The sequence below is a fragment of the Klebsiella sp. JN_Kp122 genome, assembly GCF_040062085.1.
Lineage (GTDB): Bacteria > Pseudomonadota > Gammaproteobacteria > Enterobacterales > Enterobacteriaceae > Klebsiella > Klebsiella aerogenes.
Map to the genome: position 1 here is coordinate 143,864 of NZ_JBEAHW010000044.1, position 26,780 is coordinate 170,643.

Below are 26,780 nucleotides of genomic sequence, written 5' to 3' on the forward strand. Positions count from 1 at the left end.
GCGAGCGCAGCCAACGACGCTGCAGCGGCAAATGAGAAGAGGAAACAATGAATTATCACCAATACTACCCCGTCGACATCGTCAACGGCCCCGGCACCCGCTGCACCCTGTTTGTCTCCGGCTGCGTCCACGAGTGCCCCGGCTGCTACAACAAAAGCACCTGGCGGGTAAATTCCGGTATGCCGTTCACAACCGGGATGGCCGACCGCATCATTGCCGACCTCAACGATACCCGCATTAAACGCCAGGGGCTTTCACTCTCCGGCGGCGATCCGCTGCATCCGCAAAACGTCGCGGAGATCCTCAATCTGGTGCAGCGCGTACGCGCCGAATGCCCCGGTAAAGATATCTGGGTCTGGACGGGCTATAAGATTGACGAACTGAACGCCGGGCAGATGGAAGTCGTGAACCTGATTAACGTGCTGGTCGACGGTAAGTTTGTGCAGGATTTAAAAGACCCGGCGCTTATCTGGCGCGGCAGCAGCAACCAGGTCGTGCATCATTTGCGTTAATCCCCTCCGTCAGCCTCTCAAAACCGGCTGACGCACTCCATCGCCACCGTTTTAAACTCATCGAAGCTACGGGTCGCGGCAAGGCGGCTCATGGCGCGCTCGCGCAGGAAAGTCACGAAAATATCGTAGATCGCCATCGCCTCTTCATACTCGCTCTTGCTGATAGCGAGCAGGAAGATGATATGGGCGGTTTCGTCGCCCCAGGCGATACCCTGCGGGGCGATCACGGTATAGACCACCGTCTTTTTCGCTAACAGGCCGAGGGCGTGCGGCAGCGCAATACCGTCGCCCAGCATGGTGCTGACAATCGCTTCACGCTCGACCACCGAATCATGAAATTCTGCATCGACGAAGCCTTCCTGCTGCAGCTGCTGACACAGCTCGGCGAACAGCGTTTGCTGATCTATCGGCTTATCGATCACCCGGAAGTGGGCGGCATCGAAGTATTTATTCAACATCCACGGACGGGTACGATCCACCAGCACCAGCTTGCCAATCTGATCTAACTGGTAATCGGTGGGGAACGGCGCGATGGTCACCACCGGTTTGTCTTTTTCGCCGATCCGTACCGTTGAGATGACAAAATCCTCATCGATCGCCGCCCGCTGCTCATATTCACGCTGGGAAATGGTAGCGGCGATCGCCAACTGCGGATATTTACGCTGCAGGATCGCTTCGATCATCCGCACCATCGCATTACTGGTATCGCACACCAGCAGTACGTGCGGCTGGCGCTGGTAGCCGATGTTGTAGTGGCGTTCCAGCCCGACGCCAATATGCAGCACCAGAAAGCCGATTTCGTTTTCGCTGATGGTATAAGGCGTGTATTTGCCCCAGCTCGATACCGCGGCGAGTGTCATATCCCATGCCATCGGATAGTGCTGTTTGATGTTATCGAGCAGCGGATTGGGGATCATTATCTGATAGCGCACGCGGGTGATCATGGTTTTAATGTGGGTCAGCAGATCGGCGTGCAGCTGGGCGTCGTCCAGTAGGTTGTAGTTATACTGACTGTTGATGTAACGCAGAATGTAATTGACCAGCGCTTCGTCATCGTCGGCGCTGATGGTTTCCGGATCGACATCCTGTACCTGACGGGCGGCGATATGCACGCACAGCCACTCTTCCTCGGCGGGCGAGAAGGGTTTTCCGGCCAACCGCTGTAGCTCCCCCGCCAAATCGCGCGCGGCGTCGCGGACGTTTTGCGCCACATCTTCAGCGCTAAAATCGGCCAGCGGGTAGCCTTCACTCACGCGGCGTACCACAACCGCGCCGTACAGGCAGATAAAGCGCTCGCCGACATCGGTGAGGCGAATATGATGCCGGGTGAGCGTCTCCTGCAGCAGCGGCTCCAGTTGCGCAGGGACATCCGCCTCCAGCGCCTCGGCGCTAATCAGCGGATTCATGCCGCCCTGCAGCGTCAGCTCCCACAGTAAATCGGTCAGGCAGGCGCGAATCGATACCTCGCTGCCGAACAGCTTCATGCCGTGGCGCGGGCGGGTTTCAAGAGTCAACTGATAACGCTGGAAGCGCTCGCGCACCTCGACCATATCATTTTGCAGCGTGGCGCGGCTGACGAACCACTCATCGGCCAGATCTTCCAGCTTGATGGAGAACGCCGAGGTCAGGAAACGCACCAGCAAAAAGTGGATGCGCTCCTGGGCGGTACGCGGCACGTGCTGCGTCTTCGGCGCCGTCTCCTCCAGCGCCTGAAAACGCGATCGGTCGTCAATCTTCAGCTGATAACCGCTACCGCGGTTGAGCGTAAACTGCGCGCCATACTGCGCCAACAGCGTATTCAGCGCGGTAATATCGGCGCGCACGGTACGGGTAGAAACCGACAGCCGCTGCGCCAGTTCATCCTGCGGCAGCGTTTCATTTCGCAGCAGGGTGAAGAGTTGCGCTAAGCGTTGGTTGGGAAATCGCATGTCAGTTCCTTGTTGTTACGGCTCAGGGTTGGGCGGATATCACCATCTGCGATGGGCTACCGACCGGCGTGTAGTCTGGGGCAAAGGTTAATTTGCCATCCTTCGGCGCCACGCTAAAACGGGTAATATTATCGCTACGCTGGTTCATGACGTACAGCCACTGCCCCTGATTATCCAGCGTCAGCGTACGGGGGTAATCCCCACGCGTCCAGATATCCTCCTGGTGGCTCAGGCTGCCGTCAGCCAGCACGCTAAAGTGGGCAATGCTGTTATGCAGGCGGTTGGCGACATATAGCTGTTTGCCATCGTTGCTCAACACCAGGCCCGCGGCAAAGCTGGTACCCTTATACTCTTTCGGCAGCGCGGAGACGGTTTTGCCTTCGCGCAGCAGGCCGCTTTGCTTGTCAAGATGATAGAAGGTCAGCGTCGACGCTTCTTCGTTAATCAGCCACAGACCGTCGCCCTTTGGCGTAAAGACGAAGTGGCGCGGGCCGGCTCCCGGCGATGAGGCGGCGATAAACGGCGGATCGTTCGGCGTCAGCTTACCGCTGGCGCTATCCAGCCGGTACTGATAGATCCGATCCAGCCCGAGATCGGTGGAGTAAACAAACTTCCCACTGGGATCCGCGGCGATCATATGGGCGTGAGGGCCATTGTGATCGCTAATGGCAAAGCTGCCCTCGACGGCCGCCGCCGGACGTTCGGCGCCGGCCGGACCTTCATCCTGATGCACATCCACCGCCTCGCCCAGGCTACCATCTTCTTTCACCGGTAGCACGGCGGTGCTGCCGCTAACATAGTTGGCCACCAACAGATATTTACCATCCGGCGTCAGGGAGAGATACACCGGCCCGGCGCCGCCGGAGGCAACCTGGTTGAGTTCCGTCAGCTCGCCGTTCTTGTCAATTCGCCACGCCTGCACCACGCCTTTTTCGACTTCACTGGCGGCATACAGCGTTTTGCCATCGCGCGATACGGTTAACTGCGCGACGTTCGGCAATGAGCTCACCAGCGCCTTATCGCGCAGAGCGCCGGTTTTGGCATCGACGGTAAAGCGATACAGACCTTCGCCATTAGGATTATAGGTACCAATCCAGGCGTAGTGGGTTTGCGCGGCGGCGCCGGCGGCAAGCAAAAACAGTGAAGCAACAAGCAGGTGACGAGCGGTTGGCATGGTAACTCCTTGATGGTTCGGTGGGATAAGTTGCCCCTCACCCTTTGAGGGTGAGGGGCAAGGCACTACTTCACTAACTGTTTGGTCATCTCCAGCAACTGGCGCACATCGGCCGGGCGGGTGTTGCCGCTGGCTTTATCGATAATCGAGCTGTAAATATGCGGGATGATTTTACTCACGCCGGCATCCAGGGCGATTTTCAGGATCTCGCTGTAGTTTTCCAGATCGATACCGCCGGTCGGTTCCAGCCAGAAATCGTGCGCGGCGCAGGCTTTGGCGACGGCTTCAAACTCGGCGCGGTGCTTCAGGCCGCCCATCGGGAAGTATTTGATAGAGCTGCCGCCCATATCTTTTAACAGCGCGATGGCGGTTTCCAGCGGAACAATCCCATCCGCCGCGCCGCTGCTCAGCGGGCCGGTTGAGATCTTCACCATTCCCGGCGTGCCGGTCGGCGAGACCAGGCCATTCACCACGGTCTCATTCTGCCCGAGCAGCGCGCGGCTGGTAGCCACGCCGGTGAAGACCTGGTTGACGTGCTGCGGCTGCACCTGGCGAGAAATCTCGCTCACCATCGCCGACTGGTTTGGATCGCCTGCGCCCAGCCCGACGGAGAGCGCGTTATCAATCAGCTTCGCGTATTCACGCATATCGGCCACCGCGCTGGCGACGTCCGGATAGTTTTTGGAGAGCACGCCGACCAGTACGTGACCTTCCGCCGCCTCGTAAATTTCACGGGCGTTGTCTTTGCTGCCCGCCAGTACGTTCAGGCACACGCGGTCACGGTAAAAGTTTGGGGTCAGTTTCATGCTTTTTTCTCCTTATTCAGAACTTCTGCGATGCGGCGAGCGACCACCTCCAACTGCTGCGCGTTCACGCTGCGGACATCGGCTTCGATAATGCCTTCATTCGCTTTATAGCCGCGGAAGTAAATGGCGTATTCGCCCTGCTTCAGCGCGTTAACCAGATCGCCGGTATTCACGCCGGTGGTCGCTTCATCAAATTTAATTTCGGCGCGGGCGATATCACGGCCCGCGCTATCCCACACCACCCGCGCGGTCACGCCGTTGAGAGTGTTGAGCTGTTCGATAAACGGCGTCATCTTGTCCACCATCTGCTGACCGCTCTCTTTAGTCGCCGTCAGGTAGTGTTCAATGGCGCAGGTCAGGCCAAGAATGCCCTCTTTACCCACTTTCATCGCCCGGCCAATCCCCATCGACTGGCGCTTAACCCACTCGACGTACTGCGTTTTGCCGATGACCAGCCCGCTGGTCGGCCCTTCAATCGCTTTCGCGCCGCTGTAGATAACCAAATCGGCGCCCATGCGGTAGTAGCACTGCAGATCTTCTTCCGCCGCCGCATCGACGATCAGCGGCAAGTTATGCTGGCGCGCCACTTCCGCGGCCTGCGCGACGTTAAGCATGCTTTTTTGCACACAGTGGTGGGATTTGATGTACAGAATCGCCGCGGTGCGCGGAGTGATCGCCGCCGCCAGCTGTTGGGCAGAACATTCGTTGGCGTAGCCCGCTTCCACCAGCTTACCGCCGCCCAGCGCCACCATGGTGCCAACCGGCGCGCCGAAGTTGACGTTGTGGCCCTTCGGCAACACGATTTCGTTATTTTCAATCGGGGTAACGTGCAGGTTTTCCAGCAGCCAGTCGCTGTCTTTCACCAGCACCGCCGCTACCGACTGGGCAATCCCCGCCGACGCGCAGGAGACAACGGTCGCCCCTTCCACATCCAGCAGTTTGGCGATGTACTCGCCGGTTTTATTCACCAGGTCTTTCATTTCAAAGTACTGGTTCATACCGGCCATCGCGGCTTCAACCACTTCCGGGCGCGGCGTGGAAACGCCCAGCGCCGTCATTCGGCCAGAAGTGTTAATAACTTGTTTTAAATGGTATTTCTCAAAAATCGAAGACATGTTCCGCGCTCCCTTGTTCGGTCAGATAGCCCTTGCCCGCGCGAATCGCGGCCAGCGGCACCAGAATGTTGTCAGCCTGCAGGCTCTCTTTTTCGGCATCTACCAGCAACGTGGGCTGATGCTGCAGGCTAAATAGCGTTAAATCGGCATCGAAGCCCTCTTCGAGGCGCCCTTTACGCGTCAGACGCAGCCCCTCGGCGGCGCTGACGGTCACGCAGTCAATGACCTGCGGCAGGGTCATGCCGATGGCGAGGAATTTCGACATCACCAGCGCCAGCGAGCGCACCGGGCCGTCGATACGGTTACGGCAGTAAATATCGGAGCTAATGGTGTGCGGCAGAATGCCCATCGCAATCGCCCGCCGCGCCACTTCAAAGCTGAAACTGGCGGTACCGTGGCCGACATCGAGGCGCACGCCGCGCTGCAGAGCGCGAGTAATGGAGCTGCGCAGCTCGCCGGCAGGATTAAGAATACGGTTCGGCTTGCCGTTATAGCAGTGGGTAATGATGTCGCCACTGCTCAGCAGATCGGCGATTTCATCGAGGTTCGGCGGGTTATTGCCGATGTGCACCATCAACGGCAGATCGCCGTTTTCCTGCTGAATGGCTTTGGCGCGCGCCAGCGGCGTAATGCCGTTTTCGCCGACGACGCTGCTGCTCATCCGCGCCTTCAGGCCGACGATAAAATCAGGATGACGTTGCACCGCCTGCTTCACCGCGGCGGCGTCGATATTAGCCATATTCGCCAGCTCATTCTGCGCAATCAGCCCGACGCGGGAGATGTTGAGCAACGCATAAACTTCCGTCGCCGCTTTACGGGTCAGTTGATAGAAGTCATCGACGTCGTCGGCGCCAGTGCTGCCGGCATCAATCACGGTGGTGACGCCGGTGGCGATGCCGACGCTATCCGGCTCATCGTGATAAATTGGTGAATTCGGGTAGCAGTGAACGTGAGAGTCAATCCAGCCAGCGCTGACGTAAACCTTGCCGTTCAGCTCGATGGTTTTACGGGAGGGCGCGCTAATCTCGCCCAGCGCCGCGATTTTCCCGTCCTGGATGGCGATATCAGTCAGGGTATCGTCGACGAGGCGCGCACGGCGCAGGAGTAAATCAAACATAGCTATCTCCTGATGAAAGAGTGAATCTGTTGCCGGATGGCGGCGTACCGCCTTATCCGGCCTACAAATCGCTCTGACTTGCAGGCCCGATAAGCGCGGCGCCATCGGGCGATTAGCTAATCGCAATCGGGAAGATGGAACCGAGGATCATCGCGCCGAGGATGGCGCCGCCGGTGATCGGTTTCTGCCAGATGTAGAACAGCAGTGCGCCAACCAAAGAACCAATTCCGATAGGAATAGACGCCGTCATCGCACTGAGGATGATCAAGGGGCCGAGGAAGCGGCCGGAGGCGTTACCGGCCCCCATCATCACGTCGGCGCCGTAGGTGGAGTCGCTCTGGTTGATGGTGAACTTACGCGCCAGAATGATGATGTAGCCGACTGCCAGGCCGAGGATCAGGCCGGTTGCCAGCGACGCGGCGAAGTTCGCCACCGGGAAGACAAAGCCCGCGCCGAGCAGCAGCGCCGGTACGCCGAGGCCGATACCGGTCTGAATGGCGCCGCCGATATCCAGAATCCCCACCAGCGAACCTTCGATGATGCGGGCGAACAGGAAGCTTGCGCCGAATGCCGCCACCGCGCCGTACGCGCCGGTATCAATCCCTGCCTTCAACATCGCCACGAAGGCCACTTCGTTAAAGGCGCCGATGCCGTACAGATAGTACATGTGCGTCCCGGCGAAGACGCCGGAGGAGAGCAGGCCAACAAAGATCGGGAACGACCAGTCGGCATACCAAAAACCTTTATTCTGTTCCATTATCAGGCTCCCGTTACTTGCCGCTGAGTGAGTTGTGGATCATGTCCAGCCAGTTCGGCACGGTCAGATGGAAGGATTCGAGCATCTTCATGTCGAAGCCGCGGAAGAAGCCGCTGAGGACGAACAACGCGACAATGGCGATCATCATCACTTTGGTTACCCGGTTCCAGCCGCTCTCTTCCACGCCTTTACCGATCAGGATCCCCAGTACCAGACCCGGTACGGCGTTCCCCATAATCAGCTGCGCCGCGCCGCCGAAAATCGTCGCCCAGAAGCCTGATTTCTTACCGGCATCGATAGCCGCCAGCCAGAAAATCACCGGCATCACGGTGTTCACCAGCAGGTTTGCCGCCGGAACCAATACCTTAACGGCGGTGACCTGCAGCGCTTCCGGTACGGAAGAGGCGGTCAGGTTAAGGAAGGCGACGACGATCATGCCGATGATGCCGCAGGCAATGGCCATTTTTTTCGGATCGTGTAGCGTTTCGCCAACGTTACGATTTTTCACCATCAACGCCGCCGCGCCCCAGTTCGGGATAATGCGGTGGTCAACGTCCTGAGTGAAGGAGCCTGCTGCAACGGAAGAGGCCCAGGCGTTAAAGAAGAAGCCGAGACCAAAAGAGAAGTGAGAAGCCGGATCGCCTTCGCAGGAATTCAGCTCGCCCAAGGTACGAAACGCCCCCATCCCTTGCGTGGTGGGCGCGTGAAACATGCGTGCCGCTCCGGCGCCCACGCCGACGCCGACCAGGCCGCCGATGATGAGCGATTTTATTAAAATTATCAGGAACATAGTCTGACCCTTTGGTAACAATCAGGTTTGCGTGACGAAATCCACTTTATCGAGATCGATGGCGGTCACGTTGACGGTGACGTCCAGCTCCACGCTGTAGGTCCGTCGTTCACGGCGCAAAAAGATGAACAGAAACGCCTCTTTTCGTACCGCTTCGCGCGCATGAACAACCGTCACGTCCTGTGGCTCAATACGCAGTAGGATGCGCGATGATGATTTCATCACCGCAGCCTGCACATGGTTCAGGGCATCGGCGAAGGCCCGTGATTTGCTTTCGCCTTTGCCTGCAACCCTCACCGTGGTGGTGAATTGCTCTTTCATACTTATGCGCCGTATTTCTTTTTCCAGGCTTCAACCAGGCGCTCGCCCAGCTCTTCTTTATCCATGAAGCCGAAGCCCAGCACGTTGCAGCCTTCGTTGATGGCGGTGACGCCCTCTTCAATAGAACGCATGCCGTATTTTGCTTTGTAACCGTACTTGGTCTGCGCGGTGATGGCGCCTGCGCCGCCGCTACCGCAGAAGGAGATGCCGAAAGAGGCGTTTTCCGCTTTCATCATGTCGCCAAGTTTCATATCTGCAGCAACGCCAGGGACGACCACTGCACGTGCGCCGGCTTTTTCTGCGCCTGCCGCGACTTTTTGTCCTTTACCCAGACGGTCGCCAATAACTACGGTGATTTGTTCCATGTTTTGCTCCTTACAGGTTTTCTTTTGCGACTTCGAAGTGGACGGACAACAACCAGGCCTCTTCATCAGGCAGGTTGCCGAACTGTGCGACCACTTCGCGGGCCAGCATCATTGAATCTTCAGAAATTTCTTCGAACAGACTGGCATCCACTTCCGGTAGCGGTTCGCCGCTGATTGACCGGTGGGCCATGGCCCGCACGTGGGAAGTCAGCATTTGCTCCTGAACGTCGTTAGGGACGATGTCGTGACGGCTTAACAGGGCGAATACCTGCTGTAACATCTTGTCAGCCAGGCGTTCGGTCTGCGCCGCCTGCTCCCCTACGTCGTTTATTACCGCTCCGTTATTCACTTGTGTTACCCCGCTGATGTCTCTGGAATCCAAAGTAGCGCCGGGGGTCAGGAGTTTGTAGCGAGTTGTTTTCCACTTCGAAGTGGAAAGGGAGAAGGCTTAGGTGATCGACTCCACATATTCGCCGGATAAATGTAAAAACAGGCGATATGACGTGATGCGCATCACAACAATGAGCGAGGTTTAGCGGAAAACGACCGCAGAAAGACCGGAAAAAGAAAAGGGAAAAATGTGATACAGGTAGGCTTTTAGGCGGGAGACATCGGCTGACGCCTCCCGAAAATGGCGATTAGCGATACTTCTTATGGTAAGTATTGCGGGTAGTTTTGAAGTCCTCCGCGGCAGCCTGCGCCTCTTTCAGCTTACCGGCGTCAGCTAACTTCAGCGCGCCGTCGATCTGGCCGACCAGCGTTTCCAGACCGTGGCGGAAATCTTTCATCTCCGGGCTATCGGCCGCTTTGCCTTCCAGTTTTGGCGGCGTCTCTTTCTGCGCGTCAACCGCAGCGGTGCGCATCTTATTCAGCGCCGCTTTCAGCTCGCCAATGTCAGAGGTTTTTTGTACCACCTGCAGGTTTTCCGCAAGGGTGTCCATGTCTTCGCCAAGATCGGCGAACGCCGATGCCGAACCGAGCGCAAAAGCAGAGACGGCCAGCATCGCTAACAGTTTTTTACGCATTGCTCACTTCCTTTTTATTATGAAGATATCAAGCGGGCGCGGCAGGACGCGCCCGGCACACAGGTCATTGACCGGCGATTTTCATCTCCGGCAGCAGCACGGAACCACACTGAATATTGCTGCGCGTTTCGATATCATCGCCGACGGTGACAATATTACGCCACATTTCTTTCAGATTTCCGGCGATGGTGATCTCACTGACCGGATACTGAATTTCGCCGTTTTCTACCCAGAAACCGGATGCGCCGCGAGAGTAGTCGCCGGTCACGCCACTGACACCCTGCCCCATCAATTCGGTGACCACAAGCCCGGTGCCCATCTCTTTAAGCATCTTTGCAAAACTCAGGCCGCGGCCGTTGATGCGCCAGTTATGGATACCGCCGGCGTGGCCGGTGCTTTTCATACCCAACTTGCGCGCGGAGTAGTTAGTCAGCAGCCACTGGGTCAGCACGCCGTCTTTGATGATGTCGCGACGTTCGGTGCGCACGCCTTCGCTGTCGAACGGCGTGGAGGCCAGCCCCTTCAGCAGATGCGGGTGTTCTTCGATGGTCAGCCACTCCGGCAGGATCTGTTTGCCGAGGGAGTCGAGCAGGAAGGTCGATTTACGGTAGACCGCGCCGCCGGCAATCGCCCCGACCAGATGGCCAAACAGCCCGGTGGCCACTTCGTTGGCGAAGATAACCGGCGCTTTCATCGTCGACAGTTTACGCGGCGCCAGGCGCGACAAAGTGCGACGGGCGCATTCGTTGCCGACCCACTCCGGGGTCTGTAAGTCGCCGATAGCGCGGCCAATGGTGTAGGCATAGTCGCGTTCCATATCGCCGTTTTCTTCGGCAATCACGCAGCTGGAGAGCGAGTGGCGGGTAGAGCAGTAGCTCTGGAGCATGCCGTAGCTGTTACCGAAAACTTTAATTCCATAGTGGCTGTTGAAGCTGCCGCCTTCGGTATTGGTAATGCGTTTGTCGGCCTGCAGGGCGGCCTGCTCGGCGCGGGCGGCCAGCTCGATGGCTTCATCCGGAGAGACCTCCGCAGGATGGAACAGGTCCAGATCCGGGGCGTCAAAGGCCAGCAGTTCTTTATCCGCCACGCCGGCAAACGGGTCCGGCGAGGTGTAACGCGCGATATCCAGCGCCGCCTGCACGGTACGGGCGATAGCGTCCGGGCTCAGGTCGGTCGACGAGGCGCTGCCTTTACGGTTTTGATGATAAACGGTGATGCCCAGCGCGCCGTCGCTATTGAATTCAACATTCTCCACCTCACCGTAGCGGGTGCTGACGCCGATGCCGGTGGTCTTGCTGACGGAGACTTCCGCACCGTCGGATTTGCCTGCCGCCAGTTCCAGTGCCGTACTAACGGCTTCTTCCAGCGTCTTACGCTGCTGTGCAACTTGAGAGATGACTTTCATTGCTAATGCCATAATGTAAGAAGGAGTTAACTGAAGTCTAACAGAGAACCGTTTTTCAGTGCGCGCCTTAACTGGTAACATTAGCCTCTTTTTTAAGGAGCCTGAGATGACAAAGCAGCCCGAAGACTGGCTCGACGACGTGCCCGGTGATGACGTTGAAGATGAAGATGATGAAATTATCTGGGTCAGCAAGAGTGAAATTAAGCGCGATGCGGAAGAACTGAAGCGTCTTGGCGCGGAAATGGTAGACCTTGGTAAGAACGCGCTGGATAAGCTGCCGCTCGATACCGACCTGCGCGACGCCATTGAACTCGCCCAGCGTATCAAGAAAGAAGGCCGCCGCCGCCAGCTGCAGCTGATTGGTAAAATGCTGCGTAACCGCGACGTCGATCCGATTCGCCAGGCGCTGGATAAGCTGAAGAACCGTCACAACCAGCAGGTTGCGCTGTTCCATAAGCTGGAACAAATCCGCGATCGCCTGATTGATAATGGCGATGATGCGGTCGTAGAAGTACTGAACCTGTGGCCAGACGCTGACCGTCAGCAGCTGCGCTCACTGATCCGCAATGCCAAGAAAGAGAAAGAAGGCAACAAGCCGCCGAAATCCGCGCGCCTGATCTTCCAGTATCTGCGCGAACTGGCCGAAAACGAAGGCTAGTCCCCACGCTAACCGCCATCTCCCGGATGGCGGCGCGTTGCGCCTTATCCGGGCTACGGATCGGTATCCGGTGGCTAGCTCCGGTCAGCGCAGCGCAAACCTTACCCCATCACCTCTCGCCCTAAATCGCGGGCAAACTGCTGATACTGCGCCGCATCGATCGGCTGCGGATAGCTCAACACCAGCAGTTCATGATCGTCGATCCCTTGATGATAGGTCGGATGGCGGTGCGCCCAGGCATTGGCATGGAATCCCATCGACTGATAAAAACGCAGCCGTTTATGGGCGATTTCGCTGGTGAGCGGATCGATTTCCAGAATGGTCAGCGGCGCGCGCGTCAGGATCTGCGCCAGCAGCTGTTTGCCATAACCGCGCGAACGCAGGGTGTCGTCAATCGCCAGATGTTCGATATAGCTATAACCGGCAAACTGCCAGCAGCCGCTCAGGCCAATAAATCCCCCGTCATCAAACCACGCTTCCAACGCATAGTGCGGGTTGCTCAGCGCCTGAAGTTTGGCGTCGCTTTCGCGCTGTTCGTGCCACGGAAAGGCGCGGGCGTACAGCGCGTCAAGCGTGGCGAAATGGGGCGAGTCGGTAGAAAGTACTCTTTCACAGGTCAGCATCACACAATCCCTGGTGGCAAAAACAAAACTGCCCTCACGCGGAGGGCAGTAACCGGAGGCGTTCGCGCTTATTCTGCCGCGACCGCTTTTTGCGCCAGTTTATCCAGCAGCTTCTGATGAATGCCGCCGAAGCCGCCGTTGCTCATCACCAGAATATGGTCACCCGGATGCGCGGTTTTCACGATCATGTCCACCAGCGTATCGACGTCGGCGCTCCAGTGCGCCGGCTGTACGCAGGCTTCCGCCACTTCCGCCACCTGCCACGGGATATGCTGCGGCTGTAGCAGGAAGACTTCATCGGCGCGGCCGAGAGACGGCGCCAGATCGTCTTTGCAGACACCCATTTTCATGGTGTTGGAACGCGGCTCCAGCACCGCCAGAATACGCGCGGTGCCGCCGACTTTGCCGCGCAGCGCCTGCAGCGTCGCGAGAATGGCCGTCGGATGGTGGGCAAAATCGTCGTAAACGGTCACGCCGTTGGCTTCGCCGCGTAGCTCAAGGCGACGTCGGGCGTTGATAAAGCTGCCCAGCGCGTTAGCGGCATCCGCCGGCACCACGCCGACATGACGCGCCGCGGCAATCGCCATCAGGCCGTTGTGCATATTATGCTCGCCGACCAGCGCCCAGTTCACTTCGCCAACTTTTTCGCCGTCGAGCAGGACTTCCCACTGCGAGGCATCGGCGTTGAGTTTCTTCGCCTGCCAGTGGCCCTGTTCGCCCACCAGCTCCTGTTCGCTCCAGCAGCCCATCGCCATCACCTGCTTCAGGTTGATGTCGCTCTCCGGCAGAATAATTTTGCCTTTGCCCGGCACGATGCGCACCAGGTGGTGGAACTGTTTCTGAATCGCTTTCAGGTCGTCAAAGATATCCGCATGGTCAAACTCAAGGTTATTGAGGATCAGCGTGCGCGGGCAGTAGTGAACGAACTTGGAACGCTTGTCGAAGAAGGCGCAGTCATATTCGTCGGCTTCAATTACGAAGAACGGGCTATCGCCCAGGCGTGCGGAAACATCGAAGTTCCCCGGTACGCCGCCGATAACGAAGCCCGGCTTATAGCCGCAGGCTTCGAGGATCCACGTCGCCATCCCGGCGGTGGTGGTTTTACCGTGAGTACCGGCGACGGCCAGCACCCAGCGGTCGCGCAGAACGAAGTCGTGCAGCCACTGCGGGCCGGACATGTACGGAATGTTGTTTTCCAGTACCGCTTCGACGCACGGATTACCGCGGGTCATAGCGTTGCCGATAATCACCAGGTCCGGCTGCGGGTCCAGTTGGCTGGCGTCGTACCCCTGAATCAGATCGATGCCCTGGTTTTCCAGCAGGGTGCTCATTGGCGGATAAACGTTAGCATCCGAGCCGGTTACTTGATGCCCGAGGGAACGTGCCAGCATTGCCAGCCCCCCCATAAACGTGCCACAGATTCCTAAAATATGAATGCGCATTCGTTACTTCCCTCATTAATCTGACCCGCATTTTACCCATATGTAGGTCCCCTGAGAAATGCATTTCAGGCAAATCTGCATTTGCTGGCGCGATTCACCTGTGCGCAGTTTTTTTATTATTTGTTAAGATTGTTGCGTTCGTTTTACTCAACATAAAAATGCAGGGAACGAGTTATGAAAACGTTAGGTGAATTTATTGTCGAAAAGCAGCACGAGTTCTCCCACGCTACCGGTGAGCTGACTGCTTTGTTGTCGGCAATAAAACTGGGCGCCAAGATCATCCACCGCGATATCAATAAGGCCGGTCTGGTCGATATCCTGGGTGCCAGCGGTGCGGAAAACGTTCAGGGTGAAGTTCAGCAGAAGCTGGACCTGTTCGCGAATGAAAAATTAAAAGCTGCACTGCGCGCACGTGATATCGTCGCCGGTATCGCCTCGGAAGAAGAAGATGAAATCGTGGTCTTCGAAGGGTGCGAACACGCCAAATACGTTGTGCTGATGGATCCGCTGGATGGCTCCTCCAACATTGACGTTAACGTCTCCGTGGGGACTATCTTCTCTATCTACCGCCGCGTCACGCCGGTCGGTACGCCGGTCACCGAAGAAGACTTCCTGCAGCCGGGTAACAAACAGGTTGCCGCGGGTTATGTGGTTTACGGCTCCTCCACCATGCTGGTCTACACCACCGGCTGCGGCGTGCACGCCTTTACCTACGACCCGTCACTCGGCGTCTTCTGCCTGAGCCAGGAGCGGATGCGCTTCCCGGAGAAAGGCAAAACCTACTCCATCAACGAAGGTAACTACATCAAGTTCCCGATGGGCGTGAAGAAATACATCAAGTACTGTCAGGAAGAAGATAAAGAGACCCAGCGCCCGTATACCTCGCGTTATATCGGTTCTCTGGTGGCCGACTTCCACCGTAACCTGCTGAAAGGCGGCATCTACCTGTATCCGAGCACCGCCAGCCACCCGCAAGGGAAACTGCGTTTGCTGTACGAATGCAACCCGATGGCGATGCTGGCGGAACAGGCGGGCGGCAAAGCCAGCGATGGTAAAGAGCGTATTCTCGATATCATCCCGGAAAGCCTGCACCAGCGCCGTTCGTTCTTCGTCGGCAACGACCACATGGTAGAAGACGTCGAGAACTTCATTAAAGAGTTCCCGGACGCTTAATTTCTACCTTCCCTTCCCGCCCTGCGGGAAGGGAATTTCCTGTCAGCGATTCACCGCCCCACCCACGCGAGTCACCGCCGCATTCTGGCGATTTTCCCACAGCACCGTCAGCCCACGCTGCAGCGCAATGAAGATAAACAGCAGAATGCCGATGGCTATCTTCGTCCACCATGAACTGAGCGTACCGTCAAAGTTGATGTAGGTCTGAATAAGCCCCTGAATCGCCACGCCGAACAGCGTCCCCAGGACCGTTCCCACGCCACCGCTAAGCAGCGTGCCGCCTATCACCACCGAAGCGATAGCATCCAGTTCCACGCCGACGCCCGCCAGCGCGTAGCCCGCCTGGGTGTAGATAGAGAAGACGATGCCGGCAAGCGTCGCCAGACCGGTCGACAACATATAGATGCGAATGGTGGTGCTACGCGTCGAAATGCCCATCAAATTGGCCGACGTGGCGTTGCCGCCGATAGCGTAGACCTGGTTGCCAAAGCGGGTACGATGGGCGAGGAAAATTCCCAGCACTACCACCAGCAGCATCAGCAGCCCCATCGCGCTCAGGCGGCCGCCGCCGGGGATGGTCCACGCCAGCCCGGACAGAGTGTCATACAGCGGATGGTTAATAGGAATCGACTCTTCCGAGACCAGATAGCTCACGCCGCGCAGGAAAAACATACCGGCGAGGGTGATGATAAATGCCGGAATTTTCAGCGCATCGATCAGCAATCCCATAAACGCGCCGAAGGCGCAGCCCATGGCCAGTACCAGCGGAAAGGCCAGCAGCGGCGAGATCCCCCAAAAGCCGATCGCTTTGGCAAGAAACACGCCGGTGAAGGCAATCACCGACCCGACCGACAGATCGATACCGCCGCTGAGGATCACGAAGGTCATGCCGACGGCGATGATCCCAAGGAAAGCGTTATCGGTCAGGATATTGCAAATCACCCGCGTCGAAGCAAAACCCGGAAACTGGGTCAGGCAGTAGAGATAGCCCAGCACGAATACCGCGAGGGTGATCATCAAAGGTAAATTACGTTTTATCACGGCCGCGTACCCCTTTCAGTAGACCGATAAAGCGCGGCGACTGAACGATCAGTACGCACAGCACCACCACCGCTTTCACCACCTGGTTGAGCTCCGGCGGGAAACCGGAGAGTAAAATCCCGGTGTTCATCCCCTGGATAATCAATGCCCCCACCACCGACAGCAGCAGATTGAAGCGCCCGCCCATCAGCGAACCGCCGCCGATCACCACCGCCAGGATGGCGTCCAGCTCCAGCCACAATCCGGCGTTGTTGGCGTCGGCGCCGCGGATATCCGCCGCGACGATAATGCCGGCAATCGCCGCGCAAATACCGCTTAGTACATAGGCCAGCATCACCACGATGCGGGTATTCACCCCGGCATTCTTTGCCGCACGGATATTGATCCCCACCGCCTCAATAAACATGCCGAGCGCCGTTTTGCGGGTAAACAGCCAGAACAGCAGCAGCGTTGCGACGGCGATAATCACCGGCGTCGGTAGCAACAGCAGCGATCCGCTGCCGAGCCAGGAAAGCGCCGGTGAATCAAAGGTGACTATCTGCCCGGAGGTAATCAGCTGCGCGACGCCGCGCCCGGCGACCATCAGGATAAGCGTGGCCACGAAGGGCTGGATCTTCAGCACGGCCACCAGAATGCCATTCCACAGGCCGGCCAGCGCGCCTGCGCCCAATGCGGCGAGCAGCACCACCGGCAGGCTGTGCCCGGCGACGGTCATTGAGGCGGCGGTCGCCCCGGCGATAGCCATCACCGCACCGACCGACAGATCGATGCCGCCGGTGGCGATGACCAGCGTCATGCCAATCGCCAGCAGCGCCACCGGCGCCGCGCGGTTGAGAATGTCAATCGGGCTACCAAACAGCCGCCCATCCTGCAGCAGCACCTGGAAGAAATGCGGCGCCACCAGGCTATCCACCGCTAATACCAGCAGGAGAGCGATAATTTGCGGCATCCCTTTCGGCCAGCTAAAGCGCCGTTTTGGCTGTCCGCTTTGTGGTACGGTTCTGGGCATCATGCTGGGCTCCTTATGCCGCAATCGCGTTCATGATCGCCGGGACCGATAGCTCGGCAAGCGGGATTTCCGCCACCTGCTGGCGATCGCGCATGATGATCACCCGGTCGGCGTAGCCCACCAGCTCTTCCAGTTCGGAGGAGATAACCAGCAGCGCCAGGCCATCGGCGCAGAGGGTTTCTATCAGGCGAATAATCTCGGCGTGGGCGCCGACATCGATACCGCGCGTCGGCTCATCGAGGATCAGGAACTGGGGTTTGGTCAGCAGCCAGCGCGACAGCAATACCTTCTGCTGGTTGCCGCCGGAGAGAAATTCGATCGGTTGTTCAGCGCTGGGAGTGCGAATGCCTAGCTGGCGAATAAAGCGTTCGGCGATCTCATGCTGTTCACGGCGCGGGATCGGCCGCAGCCAGCCGCGCTGCGCCTGTAGCGCCAGCACGATATTTTCCCGCACCGAAGCAGCGGCGATGATGCCGTCGGTTTTACGATCTTCCGGACAGAAGCCAATGCCGAGGCAGGAAGCCTGATGCGGCGAGCGCAGCGTTTGCGGCTTGCCCTTGATCCACGCTTTACCGCTGTCGGCAGGCTTGATGCCAAAAATGACCTCCGCCGTTTCGGTGCGCCCGGATCCCAACAGCCCGGCCAGGCCGACGATCTCGCCCGGCCGCACCTGCAGAGTAAACGGCGCAATCGTGCCCTTCTTGCCAAAATCTTCAAATGCCGCCACCGGCTTATCGCTAAGCAGCGTGCGCCCGGCGCGCTGCAGCGCCTGATGGTCCAGCTCGCGCCCCAGCATCATTTTGACCAGGTCGATTTGCGGCAGCTCGCGGGTCTCCCGACAGCCGACGAAACTGCCATTGCGCAGCACGGTAATACGGTCGCTGACGGCATAGACCTGGTCGAGAAAGTGGGTCACGAAAATCAGGCTGACGCCGTTATCGCGCAGCTGGCGCATCAGGGTGAACAGCATCTCCACTTCCTGAGTGTCCAGGCTGGCGGTCGGTTCATCGAGGATTAATACTTTCGCCGACAGGTCGATGGCCCGGCAGATGGCGACGATTTGCTGCATCGCCACCGAAAAACGGTTCAGCGGTTCGCGCACGTCGAGCGAGAAGCCGTAAGAGGCCATCAGCGCGGTAGCGCGTTTTTCCATCTCTTTGCGCCGCAGCAGACCAAAGCGCTTCGGCTCGCGGCCAATAAACAGGTTATCCGCCACCGACATATTTGGCAGCAGGTTAACTTCCTGGTAAACGGTGCCGATACCCAACTGCTGAGCGTGGGCGGTGTTTTTCGGCGATATTTGCTGCCCTTCCAGCCAAATCGCCCCGCGTTCGGCATGGTACACACCGGTGAGCGCTTTTATCAGCGTCGATTTTCCGGCGCCGTTTTCGCCCAACAGGGCCATGATTTCGCCGCGCCGTAGGCTGAAATTAACGTTATCCAGCGCTTTGACGCCGGGAAAGAATTTGCTTAATCCTTCGGTGCGGAGGATTTCCTGATGTTGGTCGGTGGTCATGATTCCCCCTGCATCACGCCGGATGGCGCTACGCTTATCCGGCCTACAAAAGAGCGCAATGTAGGCCGGGCAAGCGTAGCGCCCCCGGCATTTTCATGAAGGCTTAGTAGCCCATATTTTTCTTCTTCTCTAACTCTTCTTTTGCCGTATCCGGCAGGTAGAGGGTCGATTTGGTGATGGTCAGCTTCTCAGGCAGGGTGCCGTCTTTTTTGTATTTTTCCAGCGCATCAAACGCCGGACCGGCCATATTCGGCGTCAGCTCGACGCTGGCATTCGCCTCGCCGGCAATCATCGCTTTATAAATATCCGGCACGCCGTCGATAGAACCGGTGAGGATATCTTTGCCCGGCTTCAGCCCGGCCTCTTTGATGGCCTGAATCGCGCCGATGACCATGTCATCGTTATGGGCGTAGACCATGCAGATGTTCTTGCCGTTATTCTCCGCTTTGATAAAGCTCTCCATCACCTCTTTCCCCTTACTGCGGGTGAAGTCGCCGGACTGCGAGCGGATAATCTTGATGTTGGACGCTTTGGCAATCGCCTCGGCGAAGCCTTTCTTACGATCGATAGCGACGCTGGCGCCCACGGTGCCCTGGAGCTCCACGACGTTACACGGCTTGCCATCGACGGTTTTCACCAACCAGTCGCCAATCAGTTGGCCTTCCAGCACGTTGTTGGCGGTGACGGTGGTCATATACAGCGACTTATCTTTAACGTCGATCGAACGGTCGAGGAGGAACACCGGGATATTGGCCTCTTTCGCTTCTTTTAGCACCGGCTCCCAGCCGGTCGCCACCACCGGCGCGATAAAGATCGCGTCCACGCCCTGGGCAATGAATGAGCGCACGGCTTTAATCTGGTTTTCCTGTTTTTGCTGACCATCGGCAATCTTCAGGGTGATGCCACGCTTCGCCGCTTCTTCCTTAGCAACATTCGTTTCGGCCGCGCGCCAGCCCGATTCAGAGCCGACCTGCGAAAATCCTACGGTCAGGTTGGCGGCCATCGCCATAGACGACATAGCTGCCGAAACCGCGGTGACGAGAAGTAAGCGCTTCCACATAAGATGTTCCTCGTAGGGTTATTGTTGGTTAAATGCTCACCTGCGAACAAACTATAGACAATCCGTTATGTAACTGAATGCGTTACATCACACTTCGAAAAAGTAAATAAAATGTTAATTGGTGCGATTTGTCTGAGCTGAGCGGCGATAAGGCTTCCCGCCCAACGGCATGCCCTGCGCTAATGACGAAAATTTGCCTTCTGGATAACCGCCGCTCGCAACATTGAAAACGGTTACACAAAATTATTCAGAATGTAGCTATCTTTATGGATTTTAGGGTTATCTGATGAGGAGAAATTCAGACGCTTCCCCCCATAGTCTGGCAAAAAGAAGCGAAGACATTCGATGTGAGTTGGCTATAATACCGGGCACTTGTTTGCCAAACATTTTTAAAGGAAACAGACATGAGCTTACTCAACGTACCTGCGGGCAAAGAGCTGCCGGAAGACATCTACGTCGTTATCGAAATCCCAGCTAACGCAGACCCAATCAAATACGAAGTTGACAAAGAGAGCGGCGCACTGTTCGTTGACCGTTTCATGTCCACTGCGATGTTCTATCCGTGCAACTACGGCTACATCAACCACACCCTGTCCCTGGACGGCGACCCGGTTGACGTGCTGGTCCCGACTCCGTACCCGCTGCAACCAGGCTCAGTTATCCGCTGCCGTCCGGTTGGCGTACTGAAAATGACCGACGAATCCGGTGAAGATGCCAAGCTGGTTGCGGTACCGCACACCAAGCTGAGCAAAGAATACGATCACATCAAAGATGTGAACGACCTGCCGGAACTGCTGAAAGCCCAGATCACTCACTTCTTCGAGCACTACAAAGATCTGGAAAAAGGCAAGTGGGTTAAAGTCGACGGTTGGGACAACGCTGAAGCGGCTAAAGCTGAAATCGTTGCTTCCTTCGAGCGCGCTAAACAGAAGTAATTCTGTTTATCCAGCATAAAAAACACCGCCTCCGGGCGGTGTTTTTGTATGGGCCTGTTCTGGTTTCAGACGGCCAAAAAACAACGCCACCCGAAGGTGGCGTTGCCGTTTTCAATTACTGGTCTCTGTCCAACCAGTTTCCGCTCTCAATCCGCGCAAACCCCTCGACGGAGCGCTGGTAGACATACATCCACGCGCTGCCGTAAGGCGTTTGGATCAGATGGCGCGCGTATTCACCGCCCTTGGTGCGCAGTGCATCCAGCTCGGCCAGCGTCGATGCGTCGATACGATACACTTCACCATGTACTGTGCCCTCGCCCGGCACCGCGCCTGGATAGTGGCCCAGGCTGTACAGCTGATAATCGTCGACACTATGAGCGCCCAGCAACTGGGCGTTGGTCATCCAGTGGCTGTTGCCTTGTTTGCGTCGTAAACTGCCGTAAACAAATATTCGCATTGCTAAAACTCAAACTGATAGAGCAAATCGAGAGCCTGGTCTACGCCAGACACCGCTTCCATATATAGCTTAGGCATCAGGCGATAACGCAGGGTAAGCGTCGCCAAAGAGTCGAAGATGCCGACGCCGTATTTTACCTGAAGACCCGGCAGCACATAGCCGCTGACCACCACCTGGGAGGAGTCGCCTACCCCCTGGGTATCCAGCGCCAAATTGCTTACGCCAAACGTCTCGCCGATTTTACCCACAACCTGACCACTTTGTGCAACCCCCATTCCAATAAGCATTGAGGTCATTGCCGCACTATCGCTCTGTTCGCTGCCTAAACCCTGACCGCGTAACAGATAAGAAAGCGCTTCCTGCTGCGACATTGCCGGGTCGGAGAAGATCTCGGCCTTCGGCTGATCGGCAGAACCGGTGACGCGAACGCCGGCGATCACGTCGTCTTCGGTGGCTTCCGGGTTACGAATCGCTTCGATATTGAGCAGCGGCTGATCCGGCGGCCCGGAGAACAGCAGCTCGCCTTTACGCACGATCAGATCCTGACCATAAGCGTGGAAACGACCTTCCGGAATATTGATCTGGCCATTGAGCCCCAGCCCCTGCTTATCCTGCGCCACTTTCAGATCGCCGGTCAGACGCGCTTTCAGGCCGAAAGCGTCCAGACGCACGTTGTTGCCGACGTGAATCGTCAGGTTGCTGTTGATCGGAATACCGGCGCTCTGCGGCTTAATCGGCTTCAGATCTTTATCCAGCATCACCTCATCGGAAGAGACGCCCACCGCGCTCTCCGGCACCTCGTTCACCACAATACGCGCCCAAGGTACGTCAACGCGGCCATCGAGGTTAAACAGGCTTGGCGTGGCGGTAAACACCACATCCGGAGAGACATCCAGGCGGACCATCGGCGGCACGGTAATGCGCACCCGGCTACCCTTCGCCGCAATCTGCGCGCGCCAGTTGTCGATTTGCGTCCAGTCGGCGTTGCCGCTCAGCGCAATCTGCCCCTGTTTGGTATTCACCGTCCCCTGCAGGGTCGAACGCGTTCCATTGAAGTTCATCGCCAGCTGGCTCGGCTGCATATCAAACGGCATAAAGTTGCCGTCGATATCAACGCCGCTCAACTGCATCTGACCAAACAGTTGCGGGCTCTGTAAGTTGCCGCCCAGACGCAGACGGGCATTAAGCTTGCCTTCTGCTTTCTCGCCGCGAGCGAAGATCGGGTTAATCATCGCCAGCGAGAAGTTGCTAATGTTGACGTTGCCGCCCAGGTTACGCCGCCCCTGCGGGTCGGTCACTTCCACCTGGCCATCAAGCTGGCCGTTGTTGGTCAGGCGTATCAGCCAGCCCAACTGCGCCCGGTTGTTATGCAGGTCGGCGCTGAGGTTAAGCGTATCGAAAGCCACCGGCAGCGGTGCGTCGTTGACCGTCTGGGTGACTTTGACGTTGCGCCCGCTGAGGGTGACTTTGCCCTGCGGCAGCCCCTCTTTGGTGGTATCCCAGCTCACATCGGCGTTACCGCTAAACACGCCGCTTGCCTGGGTCGCCTCCGGCATAAACGGCTTCAGCATCGCCAGATCGAAACGGTTGAGATTGACCACCGCGCGCCCGCTGGCGCCGGCATCGATGGTCTGCGGTACGCACAGCTCGGCATTCGGGTTGCTCCAGCAATGTGGCCCGATGCTGATTTTCTGTTCCTGATTACGGTAATTCAGCGCAATGTTGCGCGTCAGCGCTACCGGCCCGACCGGCGTCTGGAAACGGGTATTGCTCAGGGTGCCCTTCCAGCGCTCCTCTTTACGATCGAAGCTGCCCGCCAGCGTCAACTGGCCCGACACCGGCTCGCCCTGTACGCGCAGCTGTAAATCATGCTGCTTCTCAGTCCCTTTGGCATTCAACTGCACCAGGCTGATGTTAACGCCCGGCTGGCTGATACGATCGACGCGTACGTCAAGATTACCGCCAATCTGGTCGCTGGATTTGACGTCGCCTTTGACGTTGACCTGAGCTACCGTCAGTTCCTGCCAGCGTAAAGCGCGAGCGGTGATATCCGCCAGCAGCTGCGGCGCATCGATGGTGCCGCGCACCTTCAGCAGACCTTTCGCCGTACCGCCGAGCCCCGGCAACGCGTTATCGAGATGCGGCGCATCGATGGTGGCGTCGAGATTGAGGTCTTTCACCCCCAGCTCGCCTTTCACATCGGCGCTGTTTGGGCCAAGCGCCAGATGCAGTCCCGGCACTTTCCACTGCATATAGCTGTTACCCTGCAGCGAACCGTGGACATCCACTTTATTCTGTTTCACGTTGCCGGTAATTTTCAGCTCGGGAACCGCCATCTGCCAGCTGCTGCCGTACAGGCTACCCTGGGTTTTGATAATCCCGTTCAGCTTCGACGGCCAGTCCGGCACCTCTTTGGCGGTATTAATGCCATCGAGGGTCAATTCGCCGCGCCAGCTGATCGCCTGCTGCCAGTCGAGCAACGCTTTCAGTTCGGTTTTCCCCTCCAGCGCCGCTACGGTCAGCTTATCCAGGTTCACCTGCTGTTCATTGCCTTTAGCATTAAGGGTAATTTTAGCCGGCGGCAGCGACTGTCCTTTCACCGCGGTACTAAACGCCATGGTGTAGTCGGTCATTTTGCCGCTGAATTTCAGATGCAGATCATCCGCCTGGAACTGTTTCTCGCCGGTAAACGGCCAGTACAGCTGCTTACTCTTCACTTCCATATTCAGCGGCAGACCGGCTTCCGCCAGCTGCGCTTCGGCGCGCAGGGTCATGGCCACCGAGCCGGCTAAATCAACGCCGACCTGCAGTTTTTTACGCAGTTCGCCGCCAACTTTCAGCTTTACCTTCTCGCCTTTCAGCGGGTCGATGTTCAGCGTGCTGTCGAGGGTGATGTCGACCGGCCAGTTATCCTGCAGTTGCGCGGTGCCGGAAGCGGTAACCTTGCCCTGGTCGGAATCGACGTCCAGCGCATCAAGTTTCATCTGCCCGTCGATGCTGCTCACCTTCAGCAGCAGGTTGTAGACGGTCATATCGGTGTCGCCGGTCAGGCGCAGCTGTTCGCCGCGGAATTCCTGAATATTAAGGTTCAGCGGCAGATGCACATCGACCATCTCCGGTAGCACCGGCTGCGAGAACAGATCTTTCATCGTCTCGCCAAGCGGCTTCTCTTCCGGTTTCGGATGGTCAATTTTCGGCTCCACCACCTGCTCCTGCGCCACTTTCGCCACCTTCGGCAGGGCGATGAGCAAGCCCTGGAGCGAAGTCGGCGTCAGAGTCAGGTTTTTCTCCTGCCAGTTCAGGCCGGTGGAGAAATCGCGCAGCGAAACGGCGGTGTCGTCGATTTTGACATTGACGTTATGCAGCGCCACGCGGCTGAGGGTAATGGGGTATGGCGTCGAGAGGTTCAGCGGGCCGGAATCTTCTTCCTCTACCGGCGCCGAAGGCGGCATCTTTTTGGTATCGATAGCGACGTAGATATCACGCAGCGAGATATCGTTTACGCACAGGCTGCTATCCCACAGGCAGCGCAGCTTGACGCCGAGATGGAACTGGCCGGCCGTCACCGCCACGCCCGGCTGTTCGAAGCGCACGTTCTGTAAGGTCAGGTCACGCCAGCCGCCGGTAACCTTGCCGATCTCCAGCCCCGGCACCCAGCGGTCCGCCGCTTTCAGTACCAGATGCAAACCGGTAGTAGTGCCGACTAAAAAGCCGACCGCGCCAATCAGCAACACTAAAAAGAGTAATACGCCGAGGCTTATCTTCTTCCATAAACTCATAATTCAGGCCCCAGACCGATATAAAACTGTAAACCGTGTTCTTCTTTGTCGCCGATAGGTCTGGCGATATCCAGCTTGATCGGCCCGACCGGCGATTGCCAGCGCACGCCGACGCCCGCGCCGGTTTTAAAATCGCTTTTACGGATGTCGCTCACCGCTTCGCCGCTGTCAATAAACATCGCCCCCCACCATTTTCCGGTGACGTTGTATTGATACTCCAGCGAGCCTGTCGCCAGCTTTGACGCACCGATCAGCTTGCCGTCGTCGTCTTTCGGCGAGATCGACTTGTATTTATAACCACGAATGCTGCGGTCGCCACCAGCGAAGAAACGCAGATCCGGCGGGACTTTGCTGAAGTCATCGGCTTCAATCCAGCCAAGGTTGCCGCGCACCACGAAGCGGTGGCGGTCATAGAGGGTGCGGATCCACACGTCCTGCGCCTGCATGACGATAAAGTTAATGTCCGAGCCCCACATGGTGTTGGAGTAGTCCACCGAATAGCGCTGGGAATCGCCCCAGGTCGGCATCAGGCCGCCGCGGGAGCGGGTGCGGTTTACCGAGACGCCGGGATAAAGCAGCATGGTGGTATTGGTGACGTTCGCCTGGGTAAAGTGGTCCAGACTCCAGCGCAGATTAATCGCGCGCTGCCAGCCACTCGACATCTCCCAATAGCGCGACAGCGCCAGGGTGGTGGAGTCGGCCTTGGTATCGTTAAGGTCGGTACGCTTAAAACCGCCCTGCATCAGGTAATACTGCTCAAGCGGGCTTTTTAACAGCGGGACTTTGTAGCTGAAATCGAACTGCTGTTCCGGCGCGGAGAGGCTGATGCTGGAGCTCAGGCTGTGGCCGTAGGAGTTCATCCACGGCTTTTTCCACGTTGCTTTCACGCGCGGCCCGACGTCTGTCGAATAGCCGACCCCGGTTTCCACGGTGTTCTCTTTGCGTGGCGAAACGACGCCCTGCAGAGGCAGCACCTTGGTTTTGCGTGATTTATCAAACTGCGGCGCGACGACCACCGAGTTAAACCAGCCGGTCGCCGCCAGGCGGCGGTTCAGCTCCGCCAAATCCTGCGAGGTGTAATAATCACCCTGTTTAAAGGGCACCAGGCTTTGCAGGTACTCTTCGCGGATCTGCGAACCGGTAAAACTTACCGGACCAAAGCGGTAGCGCTCGCCGCTGTTGTAATCTATATCCCAGAAAGCCTGATGGCGGTCGAGCGACACGCCGAGCTGGCTTTTATTGAACTCGCTATCGAAATAGCCTTTACGCAGCGCCACCTTGGTGAGCGAGCTTTTGAAGCCGTCATAATCGCTGTGATTAAGTACCGTGCCAATTGCCGGACGCGTTTTCAGCAGGTCCAGATAATCGTGGTCGGTGCGCGCGCCGCCGCGCAGGATAACCTCGGTACCGCCAATGCGCACCGGCTCGCCGGGAGTTACTTTGGCAATCAGTACCTGACGCCCTTTTTTGGGCGGCGGACGCAGATCGAAATCGATAGTGGGTTCATAATAACCCAGCGCTTTCAGGCCCTCGCGGATGGCGTCATCGACGCGCGCGCGAAAGCGACGGTCCGGCGTGACCTCATCGCTCTGGATCGTGGATAGTTGGGCGCGGACGTTTTTTTCCAGTTCCCCGGATAACCCCTCAACCTGCAAACGCACATTCGCTGCGCTGGCGACCCCGCTGACCAGCAAAAGGCTGGTAACGCATATCTGGCGGATTTGTTGCACGTGTTCTCCTGAATATCCTTGTTTCCCCCCGAAGGAAACGCA

At 57.7% G+C, this 26,780-nt stretch carries 25 protein-coding genes; 4 read left to right on the forward strand and 21 right to left on the reverse strand.

From position 1 onward, the window contains the following. Nucleotides 1–47 precede the first annotated feature (47 nt). Nucleotides 48–512, forward strand: a complete 465-nt coding sequence (gene nrdG, locus ABLU78_RS19065; protein WP_015704204.1) for an anaerobic ribonucleoside-triphosphate reductase-activating protein — start codon at nt 48–50, stop codon at nt 510–512. Between the two features lie 17 nt (nt 513–529). Here the strand turns inward: nrdG and ABLU78_RS19070 are convergent, their stop codons facing one another. From ABLU78_RS19070 to pmbA, 12 genes are all read right to left on the reverse strand, one after another. Further along, the gene (locus ABLU78_RS19070) at nt 530–2,440 is read right to left on the reverse strand and encodes a PRD domain-containing protein (protein ID WP_048229706.1); all 1,911 of its coding nucleotides are present in this window, start codon (nt 2,438–2,440) and stop codon (nt 530–532) included. A 22-nt stretch (nt 2,441–2,462) separates the two neighbouring features. Continuing rightward, the gene (locus ABLU78_RS19075; RefSeq protein ID WP_048229707.1) at nt 2,463–3,614 is read right to left on the reverse strand and encodes a lactonase family protein; all 1,152 of its coding nucleotides are present in this window, start codon (nt 3,612–3,614) and stop codon (nt 2,463–2,465) included. 65 nt (nt 3,615–3,679) lie between these two features. Beyond that, nucleotides 3,680–4,420 carry a KDGP aldolase family protein gene (locus tag ABLU78_RS19080; protein ID WP_015368570.1) on the reverse strand — a complete coding sequence of 247 codons (741 nt, stop codon included), beginning with the start codon at nt 4,418–4,420 and terminating at the stop codon, nt 3,680–3,682. Further along, nucleotides 4,417–5,535 (reverse strand): DgaE family pyridoxal phosphate-dependent ammonia lyase, encoded by a 1,119-nt coding sequence (locus ABLU78_RS19085; RefSeq protein WP_032713551.1) that lies wholly within the window; start codon nt 5,533–5,535, stop codon nt 4,417–4,419. The genes ABLU78_RS19080 and ABLU78_RS19085 overlap by 4 nt, the downstream gene beginning before the upstream one ends. After that, on the reverse strand, nt 5,519–6,652 hold the full coding sequence (locus ABLU78_RS19090; RefSeq protein ID WP_032713549.1) for an amidohydrolase/deacetylase family metallohydrolase: 1,134 nt from the start codon (nt 6,650–6,652) through the stop codon (nt 5,519–5,521). The genes ABLU78_RS19085 and ABLU78_RS19090 overlap by 17 nt, the downstream gene beginning before the upstream one ends. A gap of 112 nt (nt 6,653–6,764) precedes the next feature. Further along, nucleotides 6,765–7,409 (reverse strand): DUF4310 family protein, encoded by a 645-nt coding sequence (locus tag ABLU78_RS19095; protein WP_015368573.1) that lies wholly within the window; start codon nt 7,407–7,409, stop codon nt 6,765–6,767. 13 nt (nt 7,410–7,422) lie between these two features. Further along, nucleotides 7,423–8,199 carry a DUF4311 domain-containing protein gene (locus ABLU78_RS19100; RefSeq protein ID WP_015368574.1) on the reverse strand — a complete coding sequence of 259 codons (777 nt, stop codon included), beginning with the start codon at nt 8,197–8,199 and terminating at the stop codon, nt 7,423–7,425. Nucleotides 8,200–8,220: 21 nt separating this feature from the next. Beyond that, nucleotides 8,221–8,520 carry a DUF4312 family protein gene (locus ABLU78_RS19105; RefSeq protein WP_015368575.1) on the reverse strand — a complete coding sequence of 100 codons (300 nt, stop codon included), beginning with the start codon at nt 8,518–8,520 and terminating at the stop codon, nt 8,221–8,223. Between the two features lie 2 nt (nt 8,521–8,522). Continuing rightward, nucleotides 8,523–8,885, reverse strand: a complete 363-nt coding sequence (locus tag ABLU78_RS19110; RefSeq protein ID WP_015368576.1) for an SFCGS family glycine-rich protein — start codon at nt 8,883–8,885, stop codon at nt 8,523–8,525. 10 nt (nt 8,886–8,895) lie between these two features. Next, the gene (locus ABLU78_RS19115) at nt 8,896–9,234 is read right to left on the reverse strand and encodes a PRD domain-containing protein (protein ID WP_015368577.1); all 339 of its coding nucleotides are present in this window, start codon (nt 9,232–9,234) and stop codon (nt 8,896–8,898) included. 289 nt (nt 9,235–9,523) lie between these two features. Next, entirely contained in the window at nt 9,524–9,910 is a 387-nt protein-coding gene (gene cybC, locus ABLU78_RS19120; protein WP_015368578.1) for a cytochrome b562, read from the reverse strand. 64 nt (nt 9,911–9,974) lie between these two features. Then, on the reverse strand, nt 9,975–11,327 hold the full coding sequence (gene pmbA / locus ABLU78_RS19125) for a metalloprotease PmbA (RefSeq protein ID WP_020079799.1): 1,353 nt from the start codon (nt 11,325–11,327) through the stop codon (nt 9,975–9,977). Nucleotides 11,328–11,421: 94 nt separating this feature from the next. Here pmbA and yjgA point away from each other — a divergent pair, with 94 nt between their 5' ends. After that, entirely contained in the window at nt 11,422–11,973 is a 552-nt protein-coding gene (gene yjgA, locus ABLU78_RS19130; protein ID WP_015368580.1) for a ribosome biogenesis factor YjgA, read from the forward strand. Between the two features lie 101 nt (nt 11,974–12,074). On the opposite strand, the gene ABLU78_RS19135 is transcribed toward yjgA, so the two are convergent. Then, on the reverse strand, nt 12,075–12,596 hold the full coding sequence (locus ABLU78_RS19135; RefSeq protein ID WP_015368581.1) for a GNAT family N-acetyltransferase: 522 nt from the start codon (nt 12,594–12,596) through the stop codon (nt 12,075–12,077). A 68-nt stretch (nt 12,597–12,664) separates the two neighbouring features. Next, a complete protein-coding gene (gene mpl / locus ABLU78_RS19140) occupies nt 12,665–14,038 on the reverse strand; it encodes a UDP-N-acetylmuramate:L-alanyl-gamma-D-glutamyl-meso-diaminopimelate ligase (protein ID WP_015368582.1) in 1,374 nt (457 codons plus the stop codon). A 174-nt stretch (nt 14,039–14,212) separates the two neighbouring features. Here mpl and fbp point away from each other — a divergent pair, with 174 nt between their 5' ends. Next, nucleotides 14,213–15,211 (forward strand): class 1 fructose-bisphosphatase, encoded by a 999-nt coding sequence (gene fbp, locus ABLU78_RS19145; protein ID WP_015368583.1) that lies wholly within the window; start codon nt 14,213–14,215, stop codon nt 15,209–15,211. A 42-nt stretch (nt 15,212–15,253) separates the two neighbouring features. Here fbp and yjfF read toward each other — a convergent pair whose 3' ends face one another. The 4 genes from yjfF to ytfQ all read right to left on the reverse strand — a co-directional run bounded on the left by yjfF (nt 15,254) and on the right by ytfQ (nt 19,837). Continuing rightward, nucleotides 15,254–16,252, reverse strand: coding sequence for a galactofuranose ABC transporter, permease protein YjfF (gene yjfF / locus ABLU78_RS19150; RefSeq protein ID WP_015368584.1), 999 nt, complete (start codon nt 16,250–16,252; stop codon nt 15,254–15,256). Further along, entirely contained in the window at nt 16,239–17,264 is a 1,026-nt protein-coding gene (gene ytfT / locus ABLU78_RS19155; protein ID WP_071993155.1) for a galactofuranose ABC transporter, ATP-binding protein YtfT, read from the reverse strand. The genes yjfF and ytfT overlap by 14 nt, the downstream gene beginning before the upstream one ends. 10 nt (nt 17,265–17,274) lie before the next feature. After that, nucleotides 17,275–18,777, reverse strand: coding sequence for a galactofuranose ABC transporter, ATP-binding protein YtfR (gene ytfR / locus ABLU78_RS19160; RefSeq protein WP_015704196.1), 1,503 nt, complete (start codon nt 18,775–18,777; stop codon nt 17,275–17,277). 103 nt (nt 18,778–18,880) lie between these two features. Beyond that, nucleotides 18,881–19,837, reverse strand: a complete 957-nt coding sequence (ytfQ, locus tag ABLU78_RS19165) for a galactofuranose ABC transporter, galactofuranose-binding protein YtfQ (protein ID WP_020079801.1) — start codon at nt 19,835–19,837, stop codon at nt 18,881–18,883. 404 nt (nt 19,838–20,241) lie between these two features. On the opposite strand from ytfQ, the gene ppa reads away from it, so the two are divergent. After that, on the forward strand, nt 20,242–20,772 hold the full coding sequence (gene ppa, locus ABLU78_RS19170) for an inorganic diphosphatase (RefSeq protein ID WP_015368588.1): 531 nt from the start codon (nt 20,242–20,244) through the stop codon (nt 20,770–20,772). A 115-nt stretch (nt 20,773–20,887) separates the two neighbouring features. Here the strand turns inward: ppa and ABLU78_RS19175 are convergent, their stop codons facing one another. Genes ABLU78_RS19175 through tamA form a run of 3 tightly spaced genes read right to left on the reverse strand, consistent with a single transcriptional unit; the run spans nt 20,888 to nt 26,738 of the window. Further along, entirely contained in the window at nt 20,888–21,229 is a 342-nt protein-coding gene (locus tag ABLU78_RS19175) for a gamma-glutamylcyclotransferase (protein ID WP_032709696.1), read from the reverse strand. A gap of 2 nt (nt 21,230–21,231) precedes the next feature. Next, on the reverse strand, nt 21,232–25,008 hold the full coding sequence (gene tamB, locus ABLU78_RS19180) for an autotransporter assembly complex protein TamB (protein WP_032709694.1): 3,777 nt from the start codon (nt 25,006–25,008) through the stop codon (nt 21,232–21,234). Further along, nucleotides 25,005–26,738 (reverse strand): autotransporter assembly complex protein TamA, encoded by a 1,734-nt coding sequence (tamA, locus tag ABLU78_RS19185; protein ID WP_032706723.1) that lies wholly within the window; start codon nt 26,736–26,738, stop codon nt 25,005–25,007. The genes tamB and tamA overlap by 4 nt, the downstream gene beginning before the upstream one ends. Nucleotides 26,739–26,780: the final 42 nt, after the last annotated feature.